Origin of the sequence: Sphingopyxis sp. PAMC25046 (genome assembly GCF_004795895.1) — a bacterium.
Lineage (GTDB): Bacteria > Pseudomonadota > Alphaproteobacteria > Sphingomonadales > Sphingomonadaceae > Sphingopyxis.
In genome coordinates this window covers 2480397-2505549 of record NZ_CP039250.1, presented here as the reverse complement: position 1 = coordinate 2505549, position 25153 = coordinate 2480397, and the positions used below count along the sequence as shown (strand labels likewise).

Genomic DNA, 25153 nt, shown 5'->3' with positions numbered 1-25153 from the left:
GGCCGAGAGGGTGTTTGGCGAACGGAACATCCGCTCACCGGCCGAAAAGCTGCATCCCTTCTATCGTCGTCCCGGATCAAGTCCGGGATGACGATAGGAAAAGTCAGCTCACCGCCGTAAAGCCGCCGTTTGCACTTTATCTCCCCATATCCGGCCTCTACGGTCGCGCGATGCAGCGCCGCTCGACAATGCAACTCGCCGGAATGACTTTACCCCTTCTGGCGCTTTCCGCCTGCGCTGGCGGCAACTATCGCCCGGTCGCCGATGCACCCGTTCGCATCGGCCCCGCCTACACGATCCGCGGCACGACCTATGTGCCCGCCGCTGCGCCCGCTTATGACGCGCTCGGCTATGCGAGCTGGTACGGCGGCGAGTCGGGGAACCGCACCGCGAACGGCGAGAAATTCCGCCCCGGTTGGGTCACTGCCGCGCACACGACGCTGCCGCTGCCGACCTATGTCGAGGTCACGGCGCTCGATAGCGGGCGGCGGATCATCGTCCGCGTCAACGACCGCGGCCCATTCGCACGCGGGCGGATCATCGACCTGTCGCGCGGCGCGGCTGAACAGCTGGGCATGAAGGCGCAGGGGCATGCGGCGGTACGCGTGCGCCGCGTCGAGCCGTCGGAGAAGGATCGCGAACGGTTGCGCAAGGGCAAGCCCGCTGCATCGCTGTCGCGTGTGCCCGAGCGCGAGTTACTAGGCCTGCGCGCGCAGCTCGCCGCCGGGGAACGCTGACGTTTCGTATTATACTTGCGCCCGATGGAACGCGCGCGCAAAGCGTCGCCATCAAAAAGGGGGAGGGCGTTGCCTGTGGAATTGGCACCCTATCGGCAGCATCGGCGCATCCTGACCGCAAGCCTCGTCGGCACCGCGGTCGAATTTTATGATTTCTATATCTATGGCACCGCCGCCGCGCTGGTGTTCGGGCCGCTCTTCTTTCCCGAGAGTTCGGCTTCGGCGCAGTTGATGTACAGCTTCATGACCTTCGGGCTCGCCTTTTTCGCGCGGCCCGTCGGCGCGATCGTCTTTGGCCATTATGGCGACCGGATCGGGCGCAAGTCGACCCTTGTCGCCTCGCTGATGCTGATGGGTGCCTCGACCTTGCTGATCGCTTTTCTCCCGACCTATGCGATGGTTGGCTGGGTCGCGCCGCTGCTCCTGTGCATCCTGCGCTTCGGGCAGGGCTTCGGGCTCGGCGGCGAATGGGGCGGCGCCGCGCTGCTCGCGGTCGAGAACGCGCCGCCGGGCTGGAAATCGCGCTTCGGCATGTTCCCGCAGTTGGGCGCGCCGGTCGGCTTCATCGCCGCAAACGGCCTGTTCCTGCTGCTCGGGCTCGGTCTGAGCGACACCGATTTTGCGGCGTGGGGCTGGCGCATTCCGTTTCTGTTGTCGGCGGTGCTCGTCGGGCTGGGGCTTTGGGTGCGATTGAAGATCGGCGAGACACCCGACTTCGCCGAGGCACTTGAGAAGGAAGCGCCGGTGGCAGTGCCGCTTGGTGAATTGTTCCGGAACCACATGGTCGCGACGCTGGCCGGGACGTTCGCCGTCGTCGCCTGTTTCGCGATCTTCTACCTCGCGACCAGTTTCGCGCTCGCGCACGGGACGGCGACGCTCGGCTATCCGAAAGGACAATTCCTGCTGATCCAGCTTGGCGCGATCCTGTTCATGGCCGCCGGGATCATCGTCGCGGGCTATTGGAGCGACGCGGCGAGCGCGCAGCGGGTGCTGACCTGGGGATGCGGCGCCACGATCCTGATCGGTTTCCTGTTCGGGCCGTCGCTGGCCTCGGAAAGCTGGCCGCTGATCTTCCTCGGGCTGGCGAGCGCGCTGTTCGTGATGGGGCTGGTCTATGGCCCGCTCGGTAGCTGGCTGACCGCGCTGTTTCCCGTCAAGGTTCGCTACACCGGGGCATCGGTGACGTTCAACGCGGGCGGCATCCTCGGCGGCGCGATGGCGCCGATCATAGCGCAGGCGCTGGCCGAACGCGGCGGGACGGAGACCGTGGGCTATTATCTCGCGCTCGCCGGGATCGTCAGCTGGCTCGGCCTGCTGATGGTTCGCCGGATCGCTACACCGGCCTGAGCAGCGTCAGCTTTGCCTTGCCGACCTTGCGCGTCGCATCGATTTCGAAGCCTGCGACATCGACCATTTCCTTGTCGGCCGTTTCGATCGAGATCAGGCTGTCGGTTCCGATCCAGCCGAGGCGATTGAGCTTGTCGAGCGCTACGCTGCCCGCCCCGGTGTCATAGGGCGCGTCGATCAGGATGAGGTCATAGGTGCGGCGCGCCGGACCGAGGGCGAGTACCGAACCCGCGCGGATATCGGCACGCGGCGCCGCGCTGAGCGTGCCCAGGTTCCCGCGGAGCGCGTCGAGCGCATCGCGATCCTGCTCCGCGAAGAGACATTGCTCGGCGCCGCGTGACAGCGCCTCGATGCCGAGCGCGCCCGACCCGGCAAAGAGGTCCGCGACATGCAGCCCCTCGAAGCTTCCGAGGCGGCTCGCGAGCATCGAGAAAAGCGTTTCGCGCGTGCGATCCGCCGTCGGCCGCGTTGCGTCATTTTTCGGCGCGAGCAGCTTGCGGCCGCGCCATTCGCCGGCGATGACGCGCATCAGCCGAGACGCCGGCGGAATTTGAACAGCTCGTCGCGCGGCACGACCTCGGCCGCACCCATGTCGAGCCCGGCGAGCGTGAACTCGCCGTAGCGCGTGCGTATCAGGCGGCTGACCTGCAGCCCGAAATGTTCGAGCACGCGGCGGACTTCGCGGTTCTTGCCCTCGGTCAGCGTCATTTCGACCCATTGGTTGCGCCCGGTGCGCCGTTCCAGATTGGCGTCGATCCGGCCGTAGCGGACGCCGTCGATCTCGATCCCCATCGCCAGTTCCTCGAGCTGCGCCTGGCTGATGTCGCCGAAGGCGCGCGCGCGGTAGGTGCGCTCGACCCCGTTTGCGGGAAGCTCGAGCTGGCGCTTGAATTCGCCGTCGTTGGTGAGCAGCAGCAGCCCTTCGGTATTATAGTCGAGGCGCCCGACGGGCATCAGGCGCGGCAGGCCCTTGGGCAGGAGATCGTAGATCGTCTTGCGTCCCTTGGGATCGCGCGCCGCGGTGAGGCAGCCCGCGGGTTTGTGAAAGCGATAGAGACGCGTCGACACGGGCTTGGCGACCGGATTGCCGTCGACCGTCAGGCCTTCGAGCGAGGCAAGCAAAGGCGCGGGCTGGGCGATCACCTCGCCATTCAGCGCGATCCGCCCTTCCTCGATCATCCGTTCGACGTCGCGGCGCGAGCCGACGCCGGCGCGCGCGAGCAGCTTGGCGATCCGCTGCGGCCCTTCCTCGCGTTCTTCGGCGGGCTTGGTCTTGAGCGCCGATACGGCGCCGCGCGCGGCGCGGCGGCCTTTCGGGGCGTCGCGGTCTGCGGCGGGGCGAGGCGTCGAGCGGGGCGGGCGGCGGGTCGTCATCGGAACGGATGCGGCTTTCTTGTCGTTTTCAAGGGAGAAGTGTTGCGTTGTGATCACGCCCATAGCCGGAAAAGACCCGCTTCGTCGATGGCAAGCAGAAGCGATCTTGCGGGACGGCGCGGAGCGAGTCATGGCAACGTCAAAGGGAGTAAACATGCTCTTCGCGTCCCGCCCGACCTGCATCAAGCGGCTCTTGATCATCGAGGATGATCCGCTGACCGCTTTCGATAACGAGCACACGCTGAAGCACGGCGGGTACCAAGTTGTCGCGACGGTCGATTCGGGCGAGGCGGCGGTGGCCGTCATGGCGGCCGAACCGGTCGATGCAGTCGTTCTCGATCTCGGTCTTGCCGGGCATATGTCCGGGCGCGAAGTCGCGCGGCTGGCGCGCGATCGCGGTATCGCCGTGTTGCTGGTGACCGGACAATGCCCCGCCGACGCCGAAGAGATCGCGCTCGCGTGCCTCGGCAAGCCGCACAGCGCTTCGGCGCTGGTTTCGGCGCTGAAGGCGCTCGAAACGATGATCTGCAAGAATGAGGCTCCGCGCAAGGTGAGCGGCCTCACGACCTTCTGGCGCCCCGAGGCGGCGTAACCCCGGCGCTCCGGGGTGCGAACCCGCCTCGACGGTCCTCGCGGCCCGCAGGAGTGGATCATGAGATATCTTTCGTTTGCCATGCTTTCGACCTTCGCTATCGGGGCCGCCTTCGCGGCCGTGTCGATCCATGCGGGGCCCGGCAAGTCCGGCCCATCCCCAAACCGCCCGGTCCTCGTTGAACTGTTCACATCGCAGGGCTGCTCCTCGTGCCCGCCGGCCGATCAATTGCTCGAGAAACTAGACGGCGAGGGGGGCGTTGTCGCGATCAGCCGCCCGGTGACCTATTGGGACCGGCTGGGCTGGAAAGATACGCTGGCCCGTCCGGCAAACGACGGTCTGCAGCGCCGTTACGCCGCGCGCGGCCTGCCCGGCAGCGGTGTTTATACGCCCGAGGCGGTCGTCCAGGGCCGTGCGGCGACGGTCGGATCCGACGAGCGCGACTTGCACCGCCTGATCGCATCCGCCGCGCGTGACGCAAGTCCGGTCGAGATCGTGCGGTCGGGCGACCGCGTCGCCGCGTCGCGGGCGCAGGCGGGCGTCGAATTGCGCTTTCTGGCCATCGCCCGCCGTGCAAGCGTCGCCGTCGGCAGCGGCGAGAATAGCGCACGTCGGCTGACCTATTCGAACGTAGTGCTCGACGAAATGGTGGTTCCCTGCGCGGGCGACGCGCCGTGCACGGCCGCGATCCCCGACGGCATAGCAGACCGGCGCGGCGCCGACCGCTGGGCGGCGGTACTGCAGGATCGCGAAGGCGGAACCGTGCGCGCCGTGCGATGGATCGGGCGAACCGCCAAATAGCCGCTTCCAATTTATCTCCGACGCTTTAGGCGTTGACCTAAAGGTCGAGCATCCGACGGGATGCAGGGGGGGAGAAGCCGGTTTGCAGCCAGATACGATGACACCGCCGCCGCAGAGCTGGTGGGGCAGCATCCGGCCCTATCTGGAGCGCGCGCCCGTTGCGGCGTTCCTGCTCGGAGTGTCCTCGGGCTTTCCCTATGCGATGATCGGCGCGACGCTGACAACGCGGCTGGCGCAGGATGGTATCGATAAAAAGACCGTCACCGCCTTCACGCTCGCTTTCCTCGTCTACAACCTGAAGCCGCTGTGGTCGTGGGTCGTCGATGGCGTCCGCCTGCCGGGGATCGGCCGCATGGGGCAGCGCGTGTCATGGATGATAGTCGCAGCGGTGCTCGTCATGGCGGCGGTCGGCAACCTCGCGCTGCAGGACCCGAAGGCCGACATTTTCCAGACCGCGCTCGCTGCAATCCTTGTCGGCTTCGCCGGCGCGACCTTCGACATCGTGATCGATGCTTACCGCATCGAAATATTGAAGCCCGAACAGCTCGGTATCGGGTCGGGGATGAGCCAGTACGGCTGGCGCATCGGTTCGGCGGGCGCCGGGGCGCTCGCGCTCTATCTGGCGGCACGATATGGTTGGCAGGCCGCCTATCTGGCGTGCGCGCTCTTCGCCTTGCCCGCGGTGATCGCCGCGCTCTGGCTGGGCGAGCCAGATCGCCACCGGGATCCCACTGAACGCAAGGGTGGCAGCGCGATCTTCCAGTCGATTGTCGGGCCCTTCACCGAATTTTTCCGGCGACAGGGCGCGTGGCTCGTCCTGCTCTTCATCCTCGTCCACAAGATCGGCGATACGCTCGCCAACCTGACCTTTCGCCTGCTGTTCGACGACCTCGGCTATACCAATGACGAGATCGCCATCTACGACGTCGGTATCGGTTTCTGGGCTTATTTGATCGGCATTTTCGTCGGCGGGATCATGTACGCGCGTATGGGCATGAAACGTTCTGTGCTCGTCAGCCTGATCCTGATGGCGGTTTCGAACTTCAGCTTCGCGCTGCTCGCCGCGACCGGCAAGAGCAATATCGGCATGGCGGGCGCGATCGGGTTCGAGAATTTCGCCAGCGGCATCGGCGGCGTCGTCGTCGTCGCCTATTTCTCGGCGCTCTGCGACCTGCGCTTCACCGCGGCCCATTATGCGCTGATTTCTTCCGCTGCGAGCATCGTCGGCCGTTTCGTAACCGGTACGACCGCGGGCGCGCTGATCGAGCAGCTTGGCTATGTCAATTTCTATCTGATGACGACCGTAGCGGCCGTGCCGGGCGTCCTGCTGTTCTGGTGGATGATGCGTACCGGGCTGGTCGACTTGTCGGTCGGAACGGCGGGCACCGAACGCGCGGAAGAACCGGCGGGTTAGTCGGGCAACTCGCCGTTGGCGTCGAGCACGACACCGGCGAGATAAAGCGAGCCGCAAACCAGCACGTCACCGGGCGGTCGATGCGCCGCGATATGCCGAAGCGCCTCCGCGACGTCGTTACAGGGCTGGGCGTGGGCGATGCCCAGCTTCTCCTCGACCGCACGGCACAGGTCTTTCGGACCATAATGTTCGTGCCCCGGAATCGGCACCGCCTGAAACGATGCGATCCGGTCGGAAAACGGGCGCAGGAACCCCATGGCGTCCTTGTTCGCGAGTAGGCCGCAGACGATGTGCAGCGGCGGCGCGTCTGATAGTGCCTGTGCCAGCGCTGCGCCGGCATCGGGGTTATGCCCGCCGTCGAGCCATAGCGCCGCGCCTTCTGGCAGCAGGGCCGTCAACGGCCCGTCGCCCAGCCGCTGCATCCGTGCAGGCCAGAAAGCGTCGGCAACGCCCTGCCCGATCACCGCATCGTCGGGGCGCTTGTCCGGCGCGCTGCGCAACATCGCGATCGCGAGCCCCGCGTTGCGCATCTGGTGTACCCCGGCCATCCGGGTGAGGAGCAGCTCTTCGACGTTCCCGGCATTCGACAGCCAGCGAAAGCCGCCCTTCGCCGTCTCGATCCGCCAGCCGTCGCCTTCCGAAAATAGCGCGCCGCCGACCGCCGATGCGCGTTTCCCGACGAGGTCCATCACCGCATCGGGGTAGGCAAGAGTGGCGAGCGCGGCGCCGGGTTTGAAAATCCCGCTTTTCTCCCAAGCGATCCGCTCGATCGCGACGGATGGCGTGCCGTCTTCGTGCGCCAGCAGAAACGCCTCGTGATCGATACCGAGCGAGGCGATCCCGCAGACGGCGGGCGCCGGGATGACGTTCGTCGCGTCGAGCCGGCCGCCGAGCCCGACCTCGATGATGCAATCGTCGGCGGGGATGCGGGCGAAGGCGAGGAAAGCGGCCGCGGTTGTGATTTCGAAGAAACTCGCTTGCAGGTCGGCCGCCTCGTCCAGCACCTCTTCGAGGAGAGCGGCTAGCAGGGTGTCGTCGATCAGCTTGCCCGAAAGGCGGATGCGTTCGTTAAAGCGGACGAGATGCGGGCTGGTGTAGGCGTGGACGCGCCGGCCCTGCGCCTCTAGGATCGCGCGGAGATAGGCGCAGGTCGATCCCTTGCCGTTGGTGCCCGCGACATGGAAGGTGCGCGGAAGCTGAAGCTGCGGATTGCCGAGGCGCGCGCAGAGCTCGGCGATACGTTCGAGCCCGAGAATGTCGCGCCCCGGCGACAGCGCGGCGAGCCGATCGAGCTGGGTCTGGACGGCGGGGTCGGAGCTGTGGGCGTGGTCGGGCATCTTTAAGCCTTGATATGCCTGTCTCGTCTTCGTCATGCCGGACTTGATCCGGCATCCATTTCCGCGCCGCCGAATGGATCCCGGATCAAGTCCGGGGTGACGAAAGAGGTTCGACTGGCGTGCCTTAAGCCGCCTTCTCGGGCGCCAGATAGCCGATCAGGCGGCCCAATGTCTCAGGCAGATCCTTGCGGTGCACGACCATGTCGATCATCCCGTGATCGAGCAGATATTCGGCACGCTGGAAACCTTCGGGCAGCTTTTCGCGGATCGTGTTCTCTATCACGCGCTGGCCAGCGAAGCCGATCAGGGCCTTGGGCTCGCTGATCTGGATATCGCCGAGCATCGCATAGCTCGCGGTGACGCCGCCGGTAGTGGGATCGGTAAGCAGCACGATATAAGGCAGGCCGGCGCGACGCAGACGCGCCAGGGCAACCGTCGCGCGCGGCATCTGCATCAGCGACAGCGTGCCTTCCTGCATCCGCGCGCCGCCCGCGGCTGTGATCGCGATATAGGGGACGCCGCGGCGGATCGCATCCTCGACCCCCGCGACGAACGCCTCGCCGACGGCAACGCCCATCGAACCGCCCATGAAGGCGAAATCCTGCACGCCGATCACCGCGCCCTGGCCCGAGATGCGGCCGAAGGCGTTCTGATAGGCATCACGGTCGCCGGTCTGCGCGCGCGCGGCCTTGATCCGGTCGACATATTTTTTGGTATCGCGAAATTTCAGCGGATCTTCGGGCGCTGCTGGGGCGGCGATCAGCTCGTGGAGCCCGCCGTCGAACAGCTGGGCAAATCGTTCCTTTGCGCCAATCCGGTCATGATGGTCGCAGCGCGGGCAGACGTTGAGATTATCTTCCCATTCCTTGACGAAGACCATTTGCTGGCACTGGCGGCATTTATGCCAGAGATTGTCGGCGGTGTCGCGCTTGGCCCCGAAGGGCAGCGCGTTGCGGACGCGGTCGAGCCAGCTCATGCGGCGATCTCCTTTGCACCGTGGATAGCATCGGCGAGGGTGCGGGTGAAAGCCTCGACATGCGGCGGCGCGGCGTCGCCATGCTCGGCAATGATATCGATAAAGGCCGATCCGACGACGACGCCGTCGGCGACGCGCGCGATTTGCGCGGCCTGTTCAGGGGTGCGGACGCCGAAGCCGACCGCAACGGGCAGGTCGGTCGCAGCCTTGAGGCGCGCGACGGCTTCGTCGATGCTTGCCTGCGCAGCCTGTTGCTGGCCGGTGATCCCGGCCACCGAGACATAATAGAGAAAACCGCCCGCGCCGTGCAGCACGTCGGGCAGACGCGCGGCATCGGTCGTGGGCGTCGCGAGACGAATGAGATCAACGCCTGCAGCGCGGAGTGCGGGGCCGAGTTCGGCGTCTTCCTCGGAGGGGATATCGACGCAGATCACGCCGTCGACCCCGGCCTTCGCGCATTCGGCGGCAAACCAGTCGGGACCGCGGATCGTCATCGGATTGGCGTAGCCCATCAGGACGAGCGGCGTTTCGGGGTGACGTTGGCGGAAGGCGGCGGCGATCGCGAACACGTCGGCGGTCGTCGTGCCCTTGGCGAGGCTGCGCAGGTTCGCGGCCTGGATCGCCGGGCCGTCGGCCATCGGATCGGTAAAGGGCATGCCGAGTTCGATGACATCGGCCCCCCCCGCGACGAGCGCGTCGAGGTTCGCGGCGGTATCGCCGTCGCCGCCGGTGATGAAGGCGACGAGCGCGGGGCGCGGCTTGGCGAAGGCGGTTGCGAAGCGGGTCACAGCCTCACCCCCAGCGCATCGGCGACGGTGAAGATGTCCTTGTCTCCCCGGCCCGAGCAATTGACGATGATGATCTTGTCCTTGTCCAGCGTCGGCGCGATGCGTTCGGCGGCGGCGATCGCGTGGGCGCTTTCGAGCGCGGGGATGATTCCCTCGAGCTTGGTAAGCTTCTGGAAACTCGCCAGCGCCTCGGCGTCGGTAACGGGTTCGTAGCGGACGCGGCCGATGTCATTGAGCCAGCTATGTTCCGGCCCGATACCCGGATAGTCGAGGCCCGCCGAGATGCTGTGCGCCTCGATGATCTGTCCGTCCTCGTCCTGCAGCAGATAGGTCTTGTTGCCGTGGAGGATGCCAGGGCGCCCGCCCGCGAGGCTGGCGGCGTGCTTGCCGTCGAGACCCTCGCCCGCGGCTTCGACGCCGACAATCTCGACGCCCGCGTCGTCGAGGAAGGGATGGAACAGCCCGATCGCATTCGATCCGCCGCCGACGGGGGCGATCAGCATGTCGGGCAGGCGGCCTTCGACTTCGAGGATCTGCGCGCGTGCCTCGTCGCCGATCACCGACTGGAAATCGCGGACAAGCTCGGGATAGGGGTGCGGACCCGCGACGGTGCCGATGATGTAGAAAGTGTCGTGGACGTTCGCGACCCAGTGGCGCAGCGCCTCGTTCATCGCATCCTTCAGCGTCTTGGCGCCGCTTTCGACCGCGACGACTTCGGCGCCGAGCAGCTTCATGCGGAATACATTGGGCTGTTGTCGCGCGACATCGACCGCGCCCATGAAGATGGTGCAGGGCAGGCCAAAAAGCGCCGCGACGGTCGCGGTCGCGACGCCGTGCTGGCCCGCGCCCGTTTCGGCGATAATCTTCGTCTTGCCCATGCGTTTGGCGAGCAGGATCTGGCCAATGCAGTTGTTGATCTTGTGCGCGCCGGTGTGGTTGAGATCCTCGCGCTTGAGGTAAATCTTCGCCCCGCCGAGGTGCTCGGTCAGCCGCTCGGCGAACCACAGCGGGCTCGGGCGGCCGACATAGTTTTTGAGCAGGTCGTCGAATTCGGCCTTGAACGCGTTGTCCTGCTGCGCCGTGCGATAATGGCGTTCGAGGTCGAGGATCAGCGGCATCAGCGTTTCGGCGACATAGCGGCCGCCGAACTGGCCGAAATGGCCGCGCTCGTCGGGCTGGGTACGGAGGCTGTTGGGTAAGTCGGTCATCGTCCGGCGGCTTTAAGGAAAGCGGCGATCTTGTCCACATCCTTGACGCCCGGCGCGCTTTCGACGCCCGACGAGACATCGACGAGCGGCGCGCCGGTTTCGGCGATCGCCTGAGCGACATTGCGCGGCGTCAGTCCGCCCGCGATGCCCCAGTCCATCATGTGGCGATGGTTCTTGAGCAGCGACCAGTCGAACCGCGTTCCCGTCCCGCCGGGCAGGGCGGCCGCAGGGGCGTCGAAGAGGATGCGATCGGCGATCCCGTGATATTTCTGCATCCGCACCAGCGTTTCGGCGTCTTTCAGCCCGACCGCCTTCCAGATTTCCGCCGGTGCGAGCCTCTTCACGACGGCAAGCCATTCGGGCGTCTCGCTGCCGTGGAACTGGATGATATCGGGCCGCACCATGCCGAGAGCATCGCCGGTCAACTGCTGCGAGGCGTTGACGAGCAGCAGCGCGACCTTGACGTGCCGCCCCGCGCGCTTGCGCAGCTCGGCCGCGGTCTTGAGGTCGACGTGACGCGGGCTCGGTTCATAATGGACGAGGCCGATATGCGTCGCGCCGCCGTGAATGGCGGCATCGACCGTTTCGGGCGTCGACAGCCCGCAAATTTTCACCAAAGGGGGCATGAAAACCTCTTAAAGCGTCGCTTCGATCTCGCGCGCGGCGAGGTCGGGGTCCGCAGACTGGCTGATCGGGCGGCCGACGACGAGGATCGAGGCGCCGTCCGACATCGCCTGCGCCGGCGTCACGATGCGTTTCTGGTCACTGGCCTTGCCGTTTGCAGGGCGGACGCCGGGGACGACGAAATAGCCGCCAGGCCATGCCTTGCGCGCAGCTTTCACCTCCTGCCCCGAGCAGACGATGCCGTCGAGCCCGGCTTCGCGCGCGAGCGCGGCGAGGCGGACGACCTGGTCGTGCGGGGTGCCGCCGACACCGATATCGTCGAGATCGGGCGCGTCTAGGCTGGTCAGCACGGTGACGGCGACCACCTTCGTATTGGCGCCGGCCACCGCCTTGGCCTCTTCGAGCATCGCGCGCCCGCCCGCGGCGTGCACGGTCAGCACCGCGGGCTCGAGCGGACGTAGCGCCTGGATCGCCTTTGCCACCGTATTAGGAATATCGTGAAGCTTGAGGTCGAGAAAGATCGGCAGTCCGAGCTTCGCCATCTCGTGCACGCCGTGATGGCCGTTGGCGCAGAAAAATTCGAGGCCCAGCTTCAACCCTCCGACATGGCGCCGCACCTTCTGCGCGAGTGTGAGCGCGGCATCGAGGTGCGTGGTATCGATGGCAAGGTAAAGCGGGGAGGTCATGGCTTGTCCGTCGAGAAAAGATCGGTGGGGGCAGGCGGAATATCGTTCACCGGCTCGGTCGCGGGGGCAGGGGCGACCGGACGGTTGGCGAGCGCGCGCAGATCTGCGGCCTGTCGCTCGCTGGCGTCGAGGCGGCGCTTCAGCGACCAGCGTGTCGTGCGCAACGCGATCCACATCGGCACGCTGCCGATCAGAAACGAAGCAAAGATGACGACGGGCAATTTGGTCTCCGCTTCCCAGCCCGGCCAGATCGTGACGGTGACGACTTGCCAGTTCGCCATCGCGAATATGACGAGCACGGCGGTTAGCAAGACCCAGATGATCGTACGCAGGATTCCCACTTCGTCTTGCTCCTCTGTCGATCCGGCGACGACACTATGACAGAATGCCGCGCGTTTCCAGTCCGCGGCTAGGCCGCTTTGAACACCCTGTCGAAGATCGTGTCGACATGCTTCATATGATAGCCGAGGTCGAAAAGTTCCGTGAGCCGATCCGCTGACAGCCGCGCGGTCACATCGGCGTCGGCCTTCAGCAGTTCAAGCAATGAAAGCTGGCCATCCGATTCCCACACCTTCATCGCGTTGCGCTGGACCAGCGCATAGCTGTCCTCGCGGCTTGCGCCCGCTTGCGTCAGCGCGAGCAGCACGCGCTGCGAGTGGACGAGGCCGCCCATGCGGTCGAGATTCTTTTGCATCCGCTCGGGGTAGACGAGCAGCTTGTCGACGACGCCGGTCAGGCGCGCGAGCGCGAAGTCGAGCGTGATCGTCGCGTCGGGGCCGATGAAGCGTTCGACCGACGAATGGCTGATGTCGCGCTCGTGCCAGAGCGCGACATTCTCCATCGCGGGGATGGTGGCGCTCCGCACCATGCGCGCAAGGCCGGTCAGGTTTTCGGTGAGCACAGGATTGCGCTTGTGCGGCATCGCCGACGAGCCCTTTTGTCCCGGCGAGAAATATTCCTCCGCCTCGAGCACTTCGGTGCGCTGAAGGTGGCGAACCTCGACCGCAAGGCGCTCGATCGACGAGGCGATGACGCCGAGCACCGCGAAGAACATCGCATGGCGATCGCGCGGGATGACCTGCGTCGAAACGGGCTCGATCGAAAGCCCGAGCTTGGCGGCAACATGCGCTTCGACACGCGGGTCGATATTCGCGAATGTGCCGACTGCTCCCGAGATGGCGCAGGTCGCGATTTCGGCGCGGGCAGCTTGCAGGCGAAGCTTGCAGCGTGAAAACTCGGCATAGGCCTCGGCGAGCTTGAGGCCGAAGGTCACCGGTTCGGCGTGGATGCCGTGGCTGCGGCCGATCGTCGGGGTCAGCTTGTGCTCATAGGCGCGGCGCTTGATTGCTTCCAAAAGCGTGTCGAGGTCGGCGAGCAATATGTCAGCCGCTTGGGCAAGCTGGACCGCGAGGCAGGTGTCGAGCACATCGGAGCTCGTCATGCCCTGGTGCATGAAACGGGCTTCGTCGCCGACATTTTCGGCAACCCAGGTCAGGAAGGCGATGACATCATGCTTGGTCACCGCTTCGATCGCATCGATCGCGGCCACGTCGATTGCCGGGTTCGTCGCCCACCAGTCCCATAGCGCCTTGGCGGCGGATTTGGGGACGGTGCCGAGTTCGGCGAGGGCGTCGGTCGCGTGCGCTTCAATCTCAAACCAGATGCGAAAGCGATTCTCGGCCGACCAGATCGCGGTCATTTCCGGCCGTGCGTAACGCGGAACCATTGAATTTCCTTCCTTTTCGGGCGGCTTGTCGCGGAATCCCCGCGCAACCGGGACGGGGCGCCCCGTAGCAGGGACGGGGCGTTTCGCCAAATCTCCCGCGCCCGCAACTTTGGCGAAATCCGGCGGGTTGATCTTTCGCCCCATCAGAAAGGCGACCGATCAATCGAGGTCGCCAATACAGGAGAATGAATGTGTTGAAAAAAGTGCTTTTGATCGGCGCAGCCGCCATCAGCTTCCCCGCCCTGGCCCAGACGACTCCCCCGGCAAGCGAAGATCAGGCTCCAACGGCCCAGACGCCGCCGGCTCCCACCGATAGCACCGCGCCCGCGCCGGACAGCACCCCCATGGACGAAACCAAGCCCGCTGACGAGGCGCCGACCGAGGACGCGGTCCCCAGCGACACGCCCCCTGCGGCTGAGCCGACCCCCCCGGCCGATCAGCCCGCTCCGGACGATGAGGAAAAGCCCGAATCGGAACCGGAATAACCCGCTACACTGGAGATAGATGATGTTGAAACAGATGCTTTTGATCGGTGCCGCCGCCGTGAGTTTTCCTGCGCTGGCCCAGACGACCCCGCCGGCTTCGGATCCGATGAATCCACCGACGACCGAACCGGCCGCTCCGGCTGAACCCGCCCCTATGCCGGACACGACGAGCCCGGCCCCGGCGCCCGATTCTTCGACGCCGCCGGCTGCGGCCGAGTCCGCACCATCGGGCGCGGCGGCAACGCCGACGCAGATCGCGCAGATCGTCGATCAGGAATTCCCGACTTATGACGGGGACAAGAACGGCGATCTCAACGAGACCGAATTCGGCGCGTGGATGAAGAAACTGCGTGCCGCGACCGACCCCGCCGCCGATGTCGAATCGGCCGAGGTGACAAGCTGGATCGGTCAGGCGTTCGCATCGGCCGACAGCGACAAGTCGGGCGGCGTGAACAAGACCGAACTCACGGGTTTCCTGTCGCGCGGCGCCTAAGCGCGCCTCGCGGGGTGGTGCGGCCGTCGGAGCGATCCGGCGGCCGCATCGCCGTTCATGCAGCGGGCATCGGTTGCTCGACCGCGACGATCGTCAACCGGTGCTCGATGCCGCCGCGGTCGGGCCAGTTGATCGACTGGCCGACGCTGAGTCCGATCAATCCGGCGCCGACCGGCGTCAGAATCGACATTCGCCCCGCGGCGATGTCGGCGTCGGCGGGATAGACGAGGCGCACCGTCCGCTCGGCACCGCTCTTTTCGTCGAGGAAGGTAACATTTGAACCCATCGTGACGACGTCGGGCGGTATATCGGTACGGTCGCAGATCGTGGCGCGATCGATCTCGTCGAGCAGCAGTTCATGGAAGGAGATCGAATCGCGCTGATTTTGCAGTGTAAGTTCGGTCAGTGCGTCGGCTTCGCTGTCGATCATGCGGATTTGGGGCATCGAGGCCCCGCTTTTCTTTTTGGTCATGGCGCGGACTTTCCGGCTGGCGCGCGGCAGTTCGCCACGCGCGGCGATGTTGGACGGAAGGGTGCCCCGGGCTCGGGGCGGTCGCGCCGGAACCCGGGGCTAAATGCCCGCGAGAAGCTGTCCTCCGTGGAAACGGAAGCGGAGAAGGCCGCGTCGAATCTGCATCACGCGATGATGTCGCCGGGGGCGGGATAAGTCAAATGGGCTAGAGAAGTCCCATCGCACGAAAGCTGCGATACTCCGAACCGCCGATGACGATGTGATCGTGCAGCGCGATCCCCAGCTTTGCGGCCGCTCCGGCGATCTCGCGGGTTATGGCGATGTCCTGCCGGCTCGGTTCGGGGCTGCCGCTCGGATGATTGTGGACGAGGATGATCGCCGAGGCGCCGAGCTCCAGCGCGCGCTTGATCACCTCGCGGACATAGATGGCCGACTGGTCTATCGATCCCTCGCTCGCAAGCTCGTCGCGGATCAGCATGTTACGCGAATTGAGGTAAAGCACGCGGACGCGCTCGACGTCGATCGGTCCCATGTCGGCGCGCAACCAGTCGAGCAGCGCGTCCCAGCTGGAGAGCAGGGGTTTGTCGCGAAATTCGCCTTTCAAAAGACGCAGAGCGGCGGCCTGAACGATCTTGAGTGCCGCGATCCCGGTGTCGCCGAGCCCATCCACGCGGCGCAGCGATTCGGGATCGGCGCTCACAAGCTGCGCCAGCGACCCGAATTCGCGGAGCAGCGCCTTGGCGAGCGGCTTGGTGTCGCGGCGCGGGATCGCGAGGGCGAGCAGATATTCCACCAGTTCATAATCCGCGAGTCCCTCGGAATCGTCGAGCAAACGCGATCGCAGCCGCGCGCGGTGCCCGAGATGATCCGGTGTTTCCCTGTCCCCCATGGTGCGGGAATAACCGCCTTGTGGGGCGCACTCAACGGTCATAGGAAAAGGAAGATGGCGAACCGGATCAGTTTCTTGCAGCGAAATATGATGTCCGGCGTTTCTCCCCTGAACAGGATTTGGGGTGAGGGACGAGATTTTGCCGCCATGACGTCATCGGCCAGCCTAGCATGACGGACGCGACGGACGGAGCGGCGCCAAGGTTCAAATACCGCAAGCTGCTGTTCAAGAAGCGATGGCTGACCGCTGGCGCGGTGATCGTCCTCGTTGCGGGGGCTTGGATCGCGCGCGAACCGATCGCCGACGAGTTTATCCGGGGGCAACTCGATGGCCGCGACGTTCCCGCGCGTTACACGATCGAGCGGATCGGTTTTCGCAGCGAGATATTGTCCGACATCGTCATCGGCGACCCGAAGCGGCCCGACCTGACGGCGCGGCGCGTCGAAGTCCTGCTCGGCTATGGCTGGTCGGGGCCCTATGTGTCGGGAATCAACGCCGAGGGCGTCCGACTTTATGGCCGCTTCGTCGATGGCCGCCTTTCGTTCGGTTCGCTCGACAAGTTTCGCGATCCCGAAAGCAAGGATCCCTTCGCCTTGCCCGATCTGTCGGTGGCCCTCCGCGATGCGCGGGCACGGGTCGAAACGCCGTGGGGCGACGTCGGCGCGTCGCTCAATGGCGGCGGCAATCTGCGCCGCGATTTTACCGGCAAGCTCGCGCTGGTCGCGCCGCGCGTCGGGGCGGCGGGGTGCAACGGCGAGAATGTCAGCTTCTATGGAACAATCCTCGTCCGCGATGTCCGGCCGCAGTTGGTGGGGCCGCTACGCGGCGGCTCGCTCCGCTGCGCCGACGGCAGCGTAAGTGCGGCGTCGCCGCAAATCGCGCTCGACCTGTCGCTGTCGGAGGATCTGCAGAGCTGGAAAGGGAAGGCCGACGCCAGCATCGTAGAGCTGATCGCCGGACCGCTCGCCGCCGACAGGATGGGGCTGCTCGCAAGCTTCGACGGGACCGCGGTGTTGACCAAACTCGCCATCGAGGCTGACATGGCCCGCCTGCGCGGGCCCGATTTCGCAGCCGAGACAGTGGATCTCGAGGCCGAAGGCAGCGTCGGCAGCGCGGCGCCCAAGTTCGACGGCCGCATCGGTTTCGCGCGCGCGAGCGGCAGTGCGGATTTGCGCCGCTCGCTCGCCGAAAGCGCGCGCGGGCTGGCGGGGACGCCGGTCGGGCCGCTGGCAGCGAAGGCGATGGCCGCGCTCGGCCGCGTGCTGGCCAGCGCCAGCGGCAGCGCGGGGTTCGCGCTGGCGGGCGAGGGGCCGACCGCGCGGGTCGACCTGATCGCGCCAGAGCTGACGAGCGCGAGCGGCGCGCGCTTCACCGGCAGCGCCGACAGCCGCATCGGCTATCTCTATGGCGCGGACGAGCCCGCGGTGATTGCGACGGGCCGCTGGAGCATCGATGGCGGCGACCTGCCGTCGGGGACGCTCAGCATCGATCGCGACGAGGACGGCCGGGTCACGGGCCTTGCCAGCTTCGAGCCCTATAACGCCGATGGGGCGCGGCTTGCGCTGACGCCGGTACGCTTTTCGGGCGGCGCCGGCGGCCTGCTCCGCTTCGCGACGACGGCCGCCCTGTCGGGCCCGCTCGCGGGCGGGCGCGTCCAGCGGCTGACGGTGCCGCTGAACGGTTTTCTCGCTCCGACCGGAGCCCTCGCGCTTGACGGCGGGTGTAGCCGCGTCGCCGCCGACCGGATCGAGGTCAGCGGATTCCGGCTGGACCGCAGCGCGATCGATCTGTGCAGCCGTCCGGGCGCGCCGCTGCTCAGCGCTGGGCCCGATGGGCTGCGCGGCGACATTCGCATTCCGCGCATCGCCTTGCGCGGAACAAGCGGCAGTTCGCTGCTCAGCCTGACGAGCGGGCCCGCGAATATTGACCTCGCGGCGATGCGCTGGTCGCTCGCGCGCGCCGATGTGAGGCTGGGTGAGGGGGAGAGCGCGACGCGCTTCGCCGCCGACAGCCTGAACGGGCGCGCGACACCGCAGGGCATGGCGGGCGAGCTTCGCGGCGCCAGCGGCAAGATCGGTGCAGTGCCGCTCGATATGAGCGAGATCGCGGGGCAATGGCGCTTTGCGAACGGCGCGCTGACGCTCGACGGCGGCCTTTTGCTCACCGACGCGGCGCCCGACGCACGCTTCTCCCCACTCGTCAGCGATGATGCGAACCTGCGTTTCGCCGATGGAATCATCGAAGCGAAGGCCGGCTTCAACGAACGGAAGACCGGAACGAAGATTCTCGATACGCTGATCCGCCACCGTTTCGCCGACGGCAGCGGCTGGGCGGACCTCGCCGTCAAGGAACTGCGGTTCAACGAGGCGTTTCAGCCAGACCAACTCACCAGTCTTGCGCTCGGCGTCGTCGCCAACGTGCAGGGCTCGGTGGTCGGCGACGGACGGATCGAATGGACCGCCGACGGCGTCACCAGCCGAGGCACCTTCGCGACCGCCGACGCGAGCCTCGCCGCGGCGTTCGGTCCGGTGACGGGGCTGACGACGACGCTCAGCTTCGACGATCTGATCGGGCTCAAGTCGGCGCCGGGGCAGATCGCGAAGATCAAGGAGATCAATCCCGGCATTCCCGTGATCGACGGCGAGATCGAATATCGGCTGCTCGGCGACAACCGCGTCCGCATCGAGGGCGGGAGCTGGCCCTTTGGTGGCGGCCAATTGCTGCTTCACCCGACGACGCTTGATTTCAACGCCGATAAGGCGCGGCGGCTCTCGTTCGACATCGTCGGGGTCGACGCCGCGGTATTCCTTCAGAATTTCGGTTTTGACAATATCAACGCTACCGGCGTGTTCGATGGGACGCTGCCGGTCGAATTCGACGGGCTCGGCGGGCGCATCGTCGGCGGACGCATCGATTCGCGTGCCGGCGGCGGCACGCTCGCCTATGTCGGCGAATTGTCGAACCGCAATCTCGGCGCGATCGCCAATTTTGCCTTTGGCGCGCTGCGCAGCCTCAAATATGACGATCTGACGATCATCCTGAACGGGGACCTCGACGGCGAAATGGTGACCGACATCCGCTTTGGCGGCGTGGGGCAGGGCGAAGGCGCGACGCGCAATTTCCTGACCAATCAGGTCGCGAAACTGCCGTTGGTCTTCAATGTGAAGATCAAGGCACCGTTCCGCCAGCTCCTGACGTCGGCGAAGGGTTTTTACGACCCGTCGCTGCTGATCGAACAGAATTTGCCGGCCCTGATGCGGGCCCAGGAAGAAGCCGAAGCCGCCGCGAGGGGCGAAACCGCCCCCGTTCAGCCACCAGAAAGCGAGCCTGTGCGATGAAGAGAACCAAGATAGGAGCAAGGAGGCTGACCATTGACGTCAGGCATGTTGCGGTGATGATAGGTGCGCCAACCCTGATAGGGGCCCTTGCGGGCTGCGTGCAGATCGAAACGCCCGACAAGCCGATCGAGATCAACCTGAACATCAACATCCGGCAGGAAGTGGTGTACAGGCTTGATGGCGATGCCAAAAAGCTCATCGAGCAGAATAGCGAGATATTCTGATGGGGAAGAATGTGATGCGTATGACGAAGTGGAAACCGACCGGATTGGCCCTTGCCGCGATCGCGACGACCGCGGCCGTGGCGCTTGCCGTGCCGTCGGCGATGGCGCAGCGCGACCCGGCCTATGCCGCCGCGCGCGCCGCGGGACAGATCGGCGAGCAGCCAGATGGCTATCTGGGCTTTGCGACGCCGCCGACTCCGGCGATCCGCGCGCTGGTGCAGGACCTCAACATCAAGCGCAAGGCAGCTTATACCGCGAGCGCGCAGTCGACCGGCAGCACGGTCGAGCAATTCGCCTTTACCAGCGGCTGCAACCTGATCGCGAAGACCAAGCCGGGCGAAAAATATCAAACCCCCGGCGGCGTATGGAAAACGCGCGACGCGAGCCCGCCCGAACGCGACGCGCGCTGCCCGTAAGATCCGAAACCGAATAACGGAGCCCGAGGGCTCTCAGATGCCGCCGCGCCCCTAAACGCGGCGGCATTTTTGTGCGCACAAGCAGAAGCATTGACTTAATGGGGCCGCGTTCCTAAACGGACCGCGCCTTAGGGGTCCCCCGAATTTTCGGGCCTTTTTTTGCAGGCGGAATCGGGAGTTTCCGGTTCCGTTTCAGGAGGATGGCGCAAATGACGGGGAATGGCAGCGATCCGGAACTTGACTCTGAGGATTCGCGCCTGGTCTCGCTCGAAGAGCGATTGGACCGGGCCGAAGCCGCAGAAGCAAGAAGGACCGCAGCGACCGCCGGACCGGAGACCGATGCGAATTACAAGCTCGGTAATCGCGTTCTGGCCGAGCTGCTGGGCGGGATCGGTGGCGGCGCGCTGGTTGGTTGGACGATCGACCATTTTGCCGGCACGTCGCCCTGGGGCCTGTTGGCGGTGCTGTTCCTCGGAATAGTCGTTGCCTTCAGGAACATATTTCGGATTGCGAACGTCCGGCCCAAGAAGCCGGATTGATTGAATTTTAGGCGAGGTATCGCGTGGCGGATCAAGGCAAAGTGGACCCGATGCACCAGTTCGAGGTGCAGAAGATGTTCGACATGTTCCATGTCGGCAATCATCAGGTTGCCTTTACCACCAGCGCGCTGTGGATGGTGATCGCCGGCCTCTTGCTGTGGGTCTTCATGATCGGCGGGATGAAGCGTCAGCTCGTTCCCGGCCGCTGGCAGGTCGCCGTCGAGGGCTTCACCGGCTTCATCTCCAGCATGATGAACGCGAATATCGGCCCCGAAGGCCGCAAATATACGCCCTATGTCTTCTCGCTCTTCATGTTCATCCTGATGCTGAACGTGCTGGGTCTGATGCCCTTCGGCCTGTTTGGCCTGCACCCCTTTACCGTGACCAGCCATTTTGCGATCACCGGCGTGCTCGCGATCCTCAGCTTCGCGATCGTGCTGATCGTCGGTTTCTGGCGCCACGGCTTCCATTTCTTCTCGCTTTTCGTGCCGCACGGCACCCCGATCTGGCTGATGTGGCTGATCCCCGTTATCGAACTGGTGTCGTTCCTCGTTCGTCCGTTCAGCCTTGCGCTGCGACTTTTCGTCGCGATGACCGCGGGTCACGTGCTGATGAAGGTGTTCGCGTCGTTCATCATCGACGGAATCGCAGCCGGCCCCGCGATCGGGCTCGGCGTCGGCCTCCCCAGCATGGCGTTGATGATCGGGATCAGTGGTCTCGAACTGCTGGTGGCGGGCATCCAGGCTTATGTTTTCGCGCTGCTCACGTCGCTCTATCTGAACGACGCGATCAATCTGCACTGATTTTTCAACTGCATAATTATCGTTTTTCCCAAGGAGTATAAAATGGACGTTCAAGCTGCTTCGCTCATCGGCGCCGGTCTGGCCGCTATCGGTGCCGGTATGGCCGCCATCGGTGTGGGCAACGTGTTCGGTAGCTTCCTCGAAAGCGCGCTGCGCAACCCCGCAGCGGCCGACGGCCAGCAGGGCCGCCTGTTCATCGGCTTCGCGGCCGCCGAACTTCTCGGCCTGCTGTCGTTCCTGATCGCGATCCTGCTGTACCTCAAGGCAGCCTGATTTCGTCTGCGGGGTCTGCTCGCTAAAGTAGGCCCCGCGACTGCTTTTCTTTTGTCGGTCGAGTATATCCATGCCTCAAATCAGCCAATTCGCTGAAAGCTGGTACGCCGCATCGCAGATTTTCTGGGTGCTGCTGACCTTTGGCTTCGTCTTTTTCGTCATCGGCCGCGGCATGCTGCCGAAGATCGAGGCGACGGTGGACGCCCGCGACCGCAAGGTGGCCGACGATCTGGCGGCGGCGAAAGCCGCGCACGCCGCGGCCGACAGCCTGGAAGAAAGCTACCGCCAGCAGAGCGACGCGAGCCGCGCCGCCGCGCAAAAGGCGGTAACCGACGCTAAGGACAAGGCCGCAAAGGACGCCGAAAAGCGTCTGGCCAAGGTCGACGCCGAACTCGCCGGCAAGCTGGCGGCGGCGGAATCCGAAATCGGTGCGGCGCGCACGTCGGCGATGGCGGAGATCGAGGCGGTCGCGGCCGAAGCGGCGGGTGACCTCGTCGCCAAGCTGTCGGGTGTGAAGGTCGCAGCGGCGGATGCCAAGGCGGCGGTGAAGGCGGTGCTCCATGGCTGATTTCCTCATGATTATGGCGGAAGGGGCGGCTGAACCCGCGTCCTTCGGTATCCTTACGGCGACCACATGGGTGTCGATCGCGATGGCGATCTTCATCGCGATCCTGCTGTGGAAGAAAGTGCCGACGATGGTCGCGGGCATGCTCGACAACAAGATTGCCGAGATTTCGAAGCAGCTCAAGGAAGCCGAGCAGTTGCGTCTCGACGCCGAATCGCTGAAGGCCGAATATGAGGCGAAGCTGGCCGACGCCGCCAAGGAAGCCGACGAAATGCGCGTCCGCGCCGATGCCGAGGCCGAGGCGCTCGTGACCAAGGCGAAGGCCGATGCGACCGCGCTGATCGCGCGCCGCAAGCAGATGGCTGAAGACCGCATCGCCGCGGCTGAAGCCGGCGCGCTCGCCGAAGTTCGCGCCGCTGCCGCGAAGGCGGCGACCGAAGCGGCGGCGAAGCTGATTGCCGACAAGCATGACGCCGCAGCCGACAAGGCGCTGGTCGATCAGGCCATCGCGGGCGTCAAGGGCTGAGCCCTTCGACATCGCCGGAGAATGAAGCGCCCGCGGTTTTCGCGGGCGTTTTGCTTTGGGTGATGTGGCAGGTTTTAGCCGAATGGCCGATCGCGGCCGGAACTAGCCGTCGCCCCCGCGAAGGCGGGGGCCGCCAGCGGGCTTACTCTGAGGCGCTGCGTAAACCGACAGCGGCCCCCGCCTTCGCGGGGGCGACGGCTAAAGGAACGTCCCCTCCCCACCTCTAATCGGAAGCCAGTTCTCCGCCCCATATTTCGCTGGCGCCCGTCCACGAAACCCGGCAGCGTGGGCGCCATGTCGCAACGTCCCGTCCTCGGCATCATCGCCTGCAACCGCACCGTCGGGACCGAGGTCGCGCAGACGGTGATCAACCGCTACGCGACCGCAGCGATGCGCCATGCCGATTGTGCGGCGCTGATCATTCCGTCGCTTCCAGACTATATGCGCGCCACCGAGATCGTCGGGCGGCTAGACGGGGTGTTGCTCACGGGCACGCCGTCGAACGTCGAACCCGCGCGCTACGGCGATCCGTCCGAAGGCGAGGGGCCCTTCGATCCCGATCGTGATCGCATGATGACCGAACTGGTCGAGGCAGTCATCGCGGCGCAGCGCCCGCTGTTCGGCATTTGTCGAGGCTTTCAGGAGATTAATGTCGCGCTCGGCGGCACATTGCGCCGCGACACGTCGGCGAGCGACGAACTGCTCCACCATCATGCGCCCGATGGCGTCGGCTTCGACGGCATGTTCGACCATCATCATCAGGTCGATCTGGTCGAAGGCGGCTTGCTCGCCTCCGCCTATGGCGCGCCGTCGCTCGACGTGAATTCGGTTCATTATCAGGGTATCGGCGCCCTCGCTGACGGGCTGGCGGTCGAGGCGCGCGCGCCCGACGGACTGGTCGAGGCCTATAGCGCGCGGCCGAACGGCGCGCCGCTGCTCGCGGTGCAATGGCATCCCGAATGGCAGGCCGACGCAAACGACCAGAGCCAGACCTATTTCCACCTCCTCGGCCGCGCGTTAAGAGGCGAGCTATGAACCGCCGCGTCACCCGCTACGACCGCTATCTCGCGCGGATCAGTTTCTCGCCCTGATTTTCGGACCCGGTTCTTTCGGTTTCCAGACAATCAGGAGTTTTGACATGCCCCGCAATCACGACATCGCCGAACTGCGCCGCCTCGACGTCGCGCATCATCTTCCCGCACAGGCTGACTGGGCCGAAATCGAAGCTTTGGGCGGCAGCCGCATCATCACCCATGCCGAGGGCTGCTACATCACCGACGGCGACGGCCACCGCATCCTCGACGGCATGGCGGGCCTCTGGTGCGTCAATGTCGGCTACGGCCGCGAAGAACTGGTCGAGGCGGCGGCGGCGCAGATGCGCGAGCTGCCCTTCTACAACACCTTCTTCAAGACCGCGACGCCGCCCACGGTGACACTCGCGGCAAAGATCGCGAGCCTGACCGGAAACCGCCTGCCGCACATCTTCTTCAACGCCTCGGGCAGCGAAGCGAACGATACGGTGTTCCGCATGGTGCGCCATTATTGGAAGCTGAAGGGCGAACCCAAGCGCACGATCTTCATCAGCCGCTGGAACGCCTATCACGGATCGACCGTCGCGGGCGTTTCGCTTGGGGGTATGAAGGCGATGCACGCGCAGGGCGACCTGCCGATCCCCGGCGTCGAACATGTACGCCAGCCCTATGCCTATGGCGAAGGGCAGGGGATGACCGAGGAGGAATTCTGCGACGCCTGTGTGCAGGCGATCGAGGACAAGATTCTCGAGGTCGGCCCCGAAAATTGCGCCGCCTTCATCGGCGAGCCGGTGCAGGGCGCGGGCGGCGTCATCATCCCGCCCAAGGGCTATTGGCCCAAGGTCGAGGCGGTCGCGCGCAAATATGGCCTGCTCGTCGTCGCCGACGAGGTGATCTGCGGGTTCGGGCGCACGGGCAAGATGTGGGGCCACGAAACGATGGGCTTTACGCCAGACCTGATGCCGATGGCGAAGGGGCTGTCGTCGGGATATCTGCCGATCTCGGCGACCGCGGTGGCGAGCCATGTCGTCGACGCGCTCAAGACCGGCGGCGATTTCGTGCATGGCTTCACCTATTCGGGGCACCCGGTTGCCGCGGCGGTCGCGCTCAAGAATATCGAGATTATCGAGCGCGAAGGTCTCGTCGAGCGCACGGGCAGCGTCACCGGCCCGCATTTGGCGAAGGCGTTGGCGACGCTGAACGATCACCCGCTCGTCGGCGAGACGCGCTCGGTGGGGCTGCTCGGCGCGGTCGAGATTGTTGCCGACAAGGAAACGCGTGCACGTTTCGGCGGCGCCGAGGGTACGGCGGGGCCGATGGCGCGCGACGCGTGTATCGCGAACGGCCTGATGGTGCGCGGCATCCGCGACAGCCTCGTCATGTGCCCGCCGCTCATCATCACCACACAGCAGATCGACGAGATGGTTGCTATCATCCGCAAATCCTTGGATGAGGTGATGCCGAAACTGCGCGCGCTTTAACACAGAAA

29 protein-coding genes are annotated in these 25153 nt (G+C 65.4%); 17 read left to right on the top strand and 12 right to left on the bottom strand.

The window, feature by feature from the left end; translation table 11 throughout:
• The first annotated feature begins 203 nt into the window (after positions 1-203).
• Entirely contained in the window at positions 204-737 is a 534-nt protein-coding gene (locus tag E5675_RS11735) for a septal ring lytic transglycosylase RlpA family protein (RefSeq protein WP_247594586.1), read from the top strand.
• Positions 738-818: 81 nt separating this feature from the next.
• Positions 819-2084: an MFS transporter gene (locus tag E5675_RS11730; RefSeq protein ID WP_247594881.1), complete on the top strand. Its 1266-nt coding sequence runs from the start codon at positions 819-821 to the stop codon at positions 2082-2084.
• Here E5675_RS11730 and rsmD read toward each other — a convergent pair.
• On the bottom strand, positions 2071-2613 hold the full coding sequence (gene rsmD, locus E5675_RS11725; protein WP_136174681.1) for a 16S rRNA (guanine(966)-N(2))-methyltransferase RsmD: 543 nt from the start codon (positions 2611-2613) through the stop codon (positions 2071-2073). The two genes, E5675_RS11730 and rsmD, sit on opposite strands and share 14 nt — an antisense overlap.
• Positions 2613-3458 carry a pseudouridine synthase gene (locus E5675_RS11720; RefSeq protein ID WP_210727518.1) on the bottom strand — a complete coding sequence of 282 codons (846 nt, stop codon included), beginning with the start codon at positions 3456-3458 and terminating at the stop codon, positions 2613-2615. The genes rsmD and E5675_RS11720 overlap by 1 nt, the downstream gene beginning before the upstream one ends.
• Positions 3459-3612: 154 nt before the next feature.
• Between E5675_RS11720 and E5675_RS11715 the strand changes: the two genes are divergently transcribed.
• From E5675_RS11715 to E5675_RS11705, 3 genes are all read left to right on the top strand, one after another.
• The gene (locus tag E5675_RS11715; protein WP_136174679.1) at positions 3613-4050 is read left to right on the top strand and encodes a response regulator; all 438 of its coding nucleotides are present in this window, start codon (positions 3613-3615) and stop codon (positions 4048-4050) included.
• 60 nt (positions 4051-4110) lie between these two features.
• On the top strand, positions 4111-4851 hold the full coding sequence (locus tag E5675_RS11710) for a DUF1223 domain-containing protein (protein ID WP_136174678.1): 741 nt from the start codon (positions 4111-4113) through the stop codon (positions 4849-4851).
• Between the two features lie 97 nt (positions 4852-4948).
• Entirely contained in the window at positions 4949-6265 is a 1317-nt protein-coding gene (locus tag E5675_RS11705) for an MFS transporter (protein WP_136174677.1), read from the top strand.
• On the opposite strand, the gene E5675_RS11700 is transcribed toward E5675_RS11705, so the two are convergent.
• The 8 genes from E5675_RS11700 to purB all read right to left on the bottom strand — a co-directional run bounded on the left by E5675_RS11700 (position 6262) and on the right by purB (position 13610).
• Positions 6262-7602: a folylpolyglutamate synthase/dihydrofolate synthase family protein gene (locus tag E5675_RS11700; RefSeq protein ID WP_136174676.1), complete on the bottom strand. Its 1341-nt coding sequence runs from the start codon at positions 7600-7602 to the stop codon at positions 6262-6264. The genes E5675_RS11705 and E5675_RS11700 overlap by 4 nt on opposite strands.
• Positions 7603-7726: 124 nt before the next feature.
• Entirely contained in the window at positions 7727-8578 is an 852-nt protein-coding gene (accD, locus tag E5675_RS11695) for an acetyl-CoA carboxylase, carboxyltransferase subunit beta (RefSeq protein WP_136174675.1), read from the bottom strand.
• Positions 8575-9366 carry a tryptophan synthase subunit alpha gene (trpA, locus tag E5675_RS11690; protein WP_136174674.1) on the bottom strand — a complete coding sequence of 264 codons (792 nt, stop codon included), beginning with the start codon at positions 9364-9366 and terminating at the stop codon, positions 8575-8577. The genes accD and trpA overlap by 4 nt, the downstream gene beginning before the upstream one ends.
• Positions 9363-10574 carry a tryptophan synthase subunit beta gene (gene trpB, locus E5675_RS11685; protein WP_136174673.1) on the bottom strand — a complete coding sequence of 404 codons (1212 nt, stop codon included), beginning with the start codon at positions 10572-10574 and terminating at the stop codon, positions 9363-9365. Before trpB ends, trpA begins: the two co-directional genes overlap by 4 nt.
• Positions 10571-11200 carry a phosphoribosylanthranilate isomerase gene (locus tag E5675_RS11680; RefSeq protein ID WP_136174672.1) on the bottom strand — a complete coding sequence of 210 codons (630 nt, stop codon included), beginning with the start codon at positions 11198-11200 and terminating at the stop codon, positions 10571-10573. Before E5675_RS11680 ends, trpB begins: the two co-directional genes overlap by 4 nt.
• A gap of 9 nt (positions 11201-11209) precedes the next feature.
• Complete coding sequence (gene pyrF, locus E5675_RS11675; protein WP_136174671.1) at positions 11210-11884, bottom strand: orotidine-5'-phosphate decarboxylase; 675 nt, start codon at positions 11882-11884, stop codon at positions 11210-11212.
• Positions 11881-12225 (bottom strand): LapA family protein, encoded by a 345-nt coding sequence (locus E5675_RS11670; protein ID WP_136174670.1) that lies wholly within the window; start codon positions 12223-12225, stop codon positions 11881-11883. The genes pyrF and E5675_RS11670 overlap by 4 nt, the downstream gene beginning before the upstream one ends.
• A 68-nt stretch (positions 12226-12293) precedes the next feature.
• Positions 12294-13610: an adenylosuccinate lyase gene (gene purB, locus E5675_RS11665; RefSeq protein WP_136174669.1), complete on the bottom strand. Its 1317-nt coding sequence runs from the start codon at positions 13608-13610 to the stop codon at positions 12294-12296.
• A 191-nt stretch (positions 13611-13801) separates the two neighbouring features.
• Here purB and E5675_RS21610 point away from each other — a divergent pair, with 191 nt between their 5' ends.
• Together E5675_RS21610 and E5675_RS11655 are read left to right on the top strand one after the other, a co-directional pair.
• Positions 13802-14095: a hypothetical protein gene (locus E5675_RS21610; RefSeq protein WP_210727517.1), complete on the top strand. Its 294-nt coding sequence runs from the start codon at positions 13802-13804 to the stop codon at positions 14093-14095.
• A gap of 19 nt (positions 14096-14114) precedes the next feature.
• Positions 14115-14588, top strand: coding sequence for a calcium-binding protein (locus E5675_RS11655; RefSeq protein WP_247594585.1), 474 nt, complete (start codon positions 14115-14117; stop codon positions 14586-14588).
• A 55-nt stretch (positions 14589-14643) separates the two neighbouring features.
• Here the strand turns inward: E5675_RS11655 and rnk are convergent, their stop codons facing one another.
• Together rnk and radC are read right to left on the bottom strand one after the other, a co-directional pair.
• On the bottom strand, positions 14644-15060 hold the full coding sequence (gene rnk / locus E5675_RS11650) for a nucleoside diphosphate kinase regulator (protein WP_168707851.1): 417 nt from the start codon (positions 15058-15060) through the stop codon (positions 14644-14646).
• A gap of 205 nt (positions 15061-15265) precedes the next feature.
• Complete coding sequence (radC, locus tag E5675_RS11645; RefSeq protein ID WP_136174668.1) at positions 15266-15949, bottom strand: DNA repair protein RadC; 684 nt, start codon at positions 15947-15949, stop codon at positions 15266-15268.
• Between the two features lie 170 nt (positions 15950-16119).
• Here radC and E5675_RS11640 point away from each other — a divergent pair, with 170 nt between their 5' ends.
• The 10 genes from E5675_RS11640 (at position 16120) to E5675_RS11595 (ending at position 25145) form a co-directional block, all read left to right on the top strand.
• Positions 16120-19287 (top strand): YdbH domain-containing protein, encoded by a 3168-nt coding sequence (locus E5675_RS11640; protein ID WP_136174667.1) that lies wholly within the window; start codon positions 16120-16122, stop codon positions 19285-19287.
• The gene (locus tag E5675_RS11635) at positions 19284-19511 is read left to right on the top strand and encodes a YnbE family lipoprotein (protein WP_247594584.1); all 228 of its coding nucleotides are present in this window, start codon (positions 19284-19286) and stop codon (positions 19509-19511) included. The genes E5675_RS11640 and E5675_RS11635 overlap by 4 nt, the downstream gene beginning before the upstream one ends.
• Positions 19512-19525: 14 nt before the next feature.
• On the top strand, positions 19526-19927 hold the full coding sequence (locus E5675_RS11630; RefSeq protein ID WP_235211627.1) for a YdbL family protein: 402 nt from the start codon (positions 19526-19528) through the stop codon (positions 19925-19927).
• Between the two features lie 209 nt (positions 19928-20136).
• Positions 20137-20466: an AtpZ/AtpI family protein gene (locus tag E5675_RS11625; protein ID WP_136174665.1), complete on the top strand. Its 330-nt coding sequence runs from the start codon at positions 20137-20139 to the stop codon at positions 20464-20466.
• A 50-nt stretch (positions 20467-20516) separates the two neighbouring features.
• Entirely contained in the window at positions 20517-21269 is a 753-nt protein-coding gene (locus tag E5675_RS11620) for a F0F1 ATP synthase subunit A (protein WP_136176440.1), read from the top strand.
• A gap of 42 nt (positions 21270-21311) precedes the next feature.
• Positions 21312-21542 (top strand): F0F1 ATP synthase subunit C, encoded by a 231-nt coding sequence (locus tag E5675_RS11615; protein ID WP_037515205.1) that lies wholly within the window; start codon positions 21312-21314, stop codon positions 21540-21542.
• A 70-nt stretch (positions 21543-21612) separates the two neighbouring features.
• Positions 21613-22110 (top strand): ATPase, encoded by a 498-nt coding sequence (locus E5675_RS11610; protein ID WP_136174664.1) that lies wholly within the window; start codon positions 21613-21615, stop codon positions 22108-22110.
• Positions 22103-22633 carry a F0F1 ATP synthase subunit B gene (locus tag E5675_RS11605; protein ID WP_136174663.1) on the top strand — a complete coding sequence of 177 codons (531 nt, stop codon included), beginning with the start codon at positions 22103-22105 and terminating at the stop codon, positions 22631-22633. Before E5675_RS11610 ends, E5675_RS11605 begins: the two co-directional genes overlap by 8 nt.
• A gap of 294 nt (positions 22634-22927) precedes the next feature.
• Complete coding sequence (locus E5675_RS11600; RefSeq protein ID WP_136174662.1) at positions 22928-23668, top strand: gamma-glutamyl-gamma-aminobutyrate hydrolase family protein; 741 nt, start codon at positions 22928-22930, stop codon at positions 23666-23668.
• Between the two features lie 103 nt (positions 23669-23771).
• Complete coding sequence (locus tag E5675_RS11595) at positions 23772-25145, top strand: aspartate aminotransferase family protein (RefSeq protein WP_136174661.1); 1374 nt, start codon at positions 23772-23774, stop codon at positions 25143-25145.
• Positions 25146-25153 lie beyond the last annotated feature (8 nt).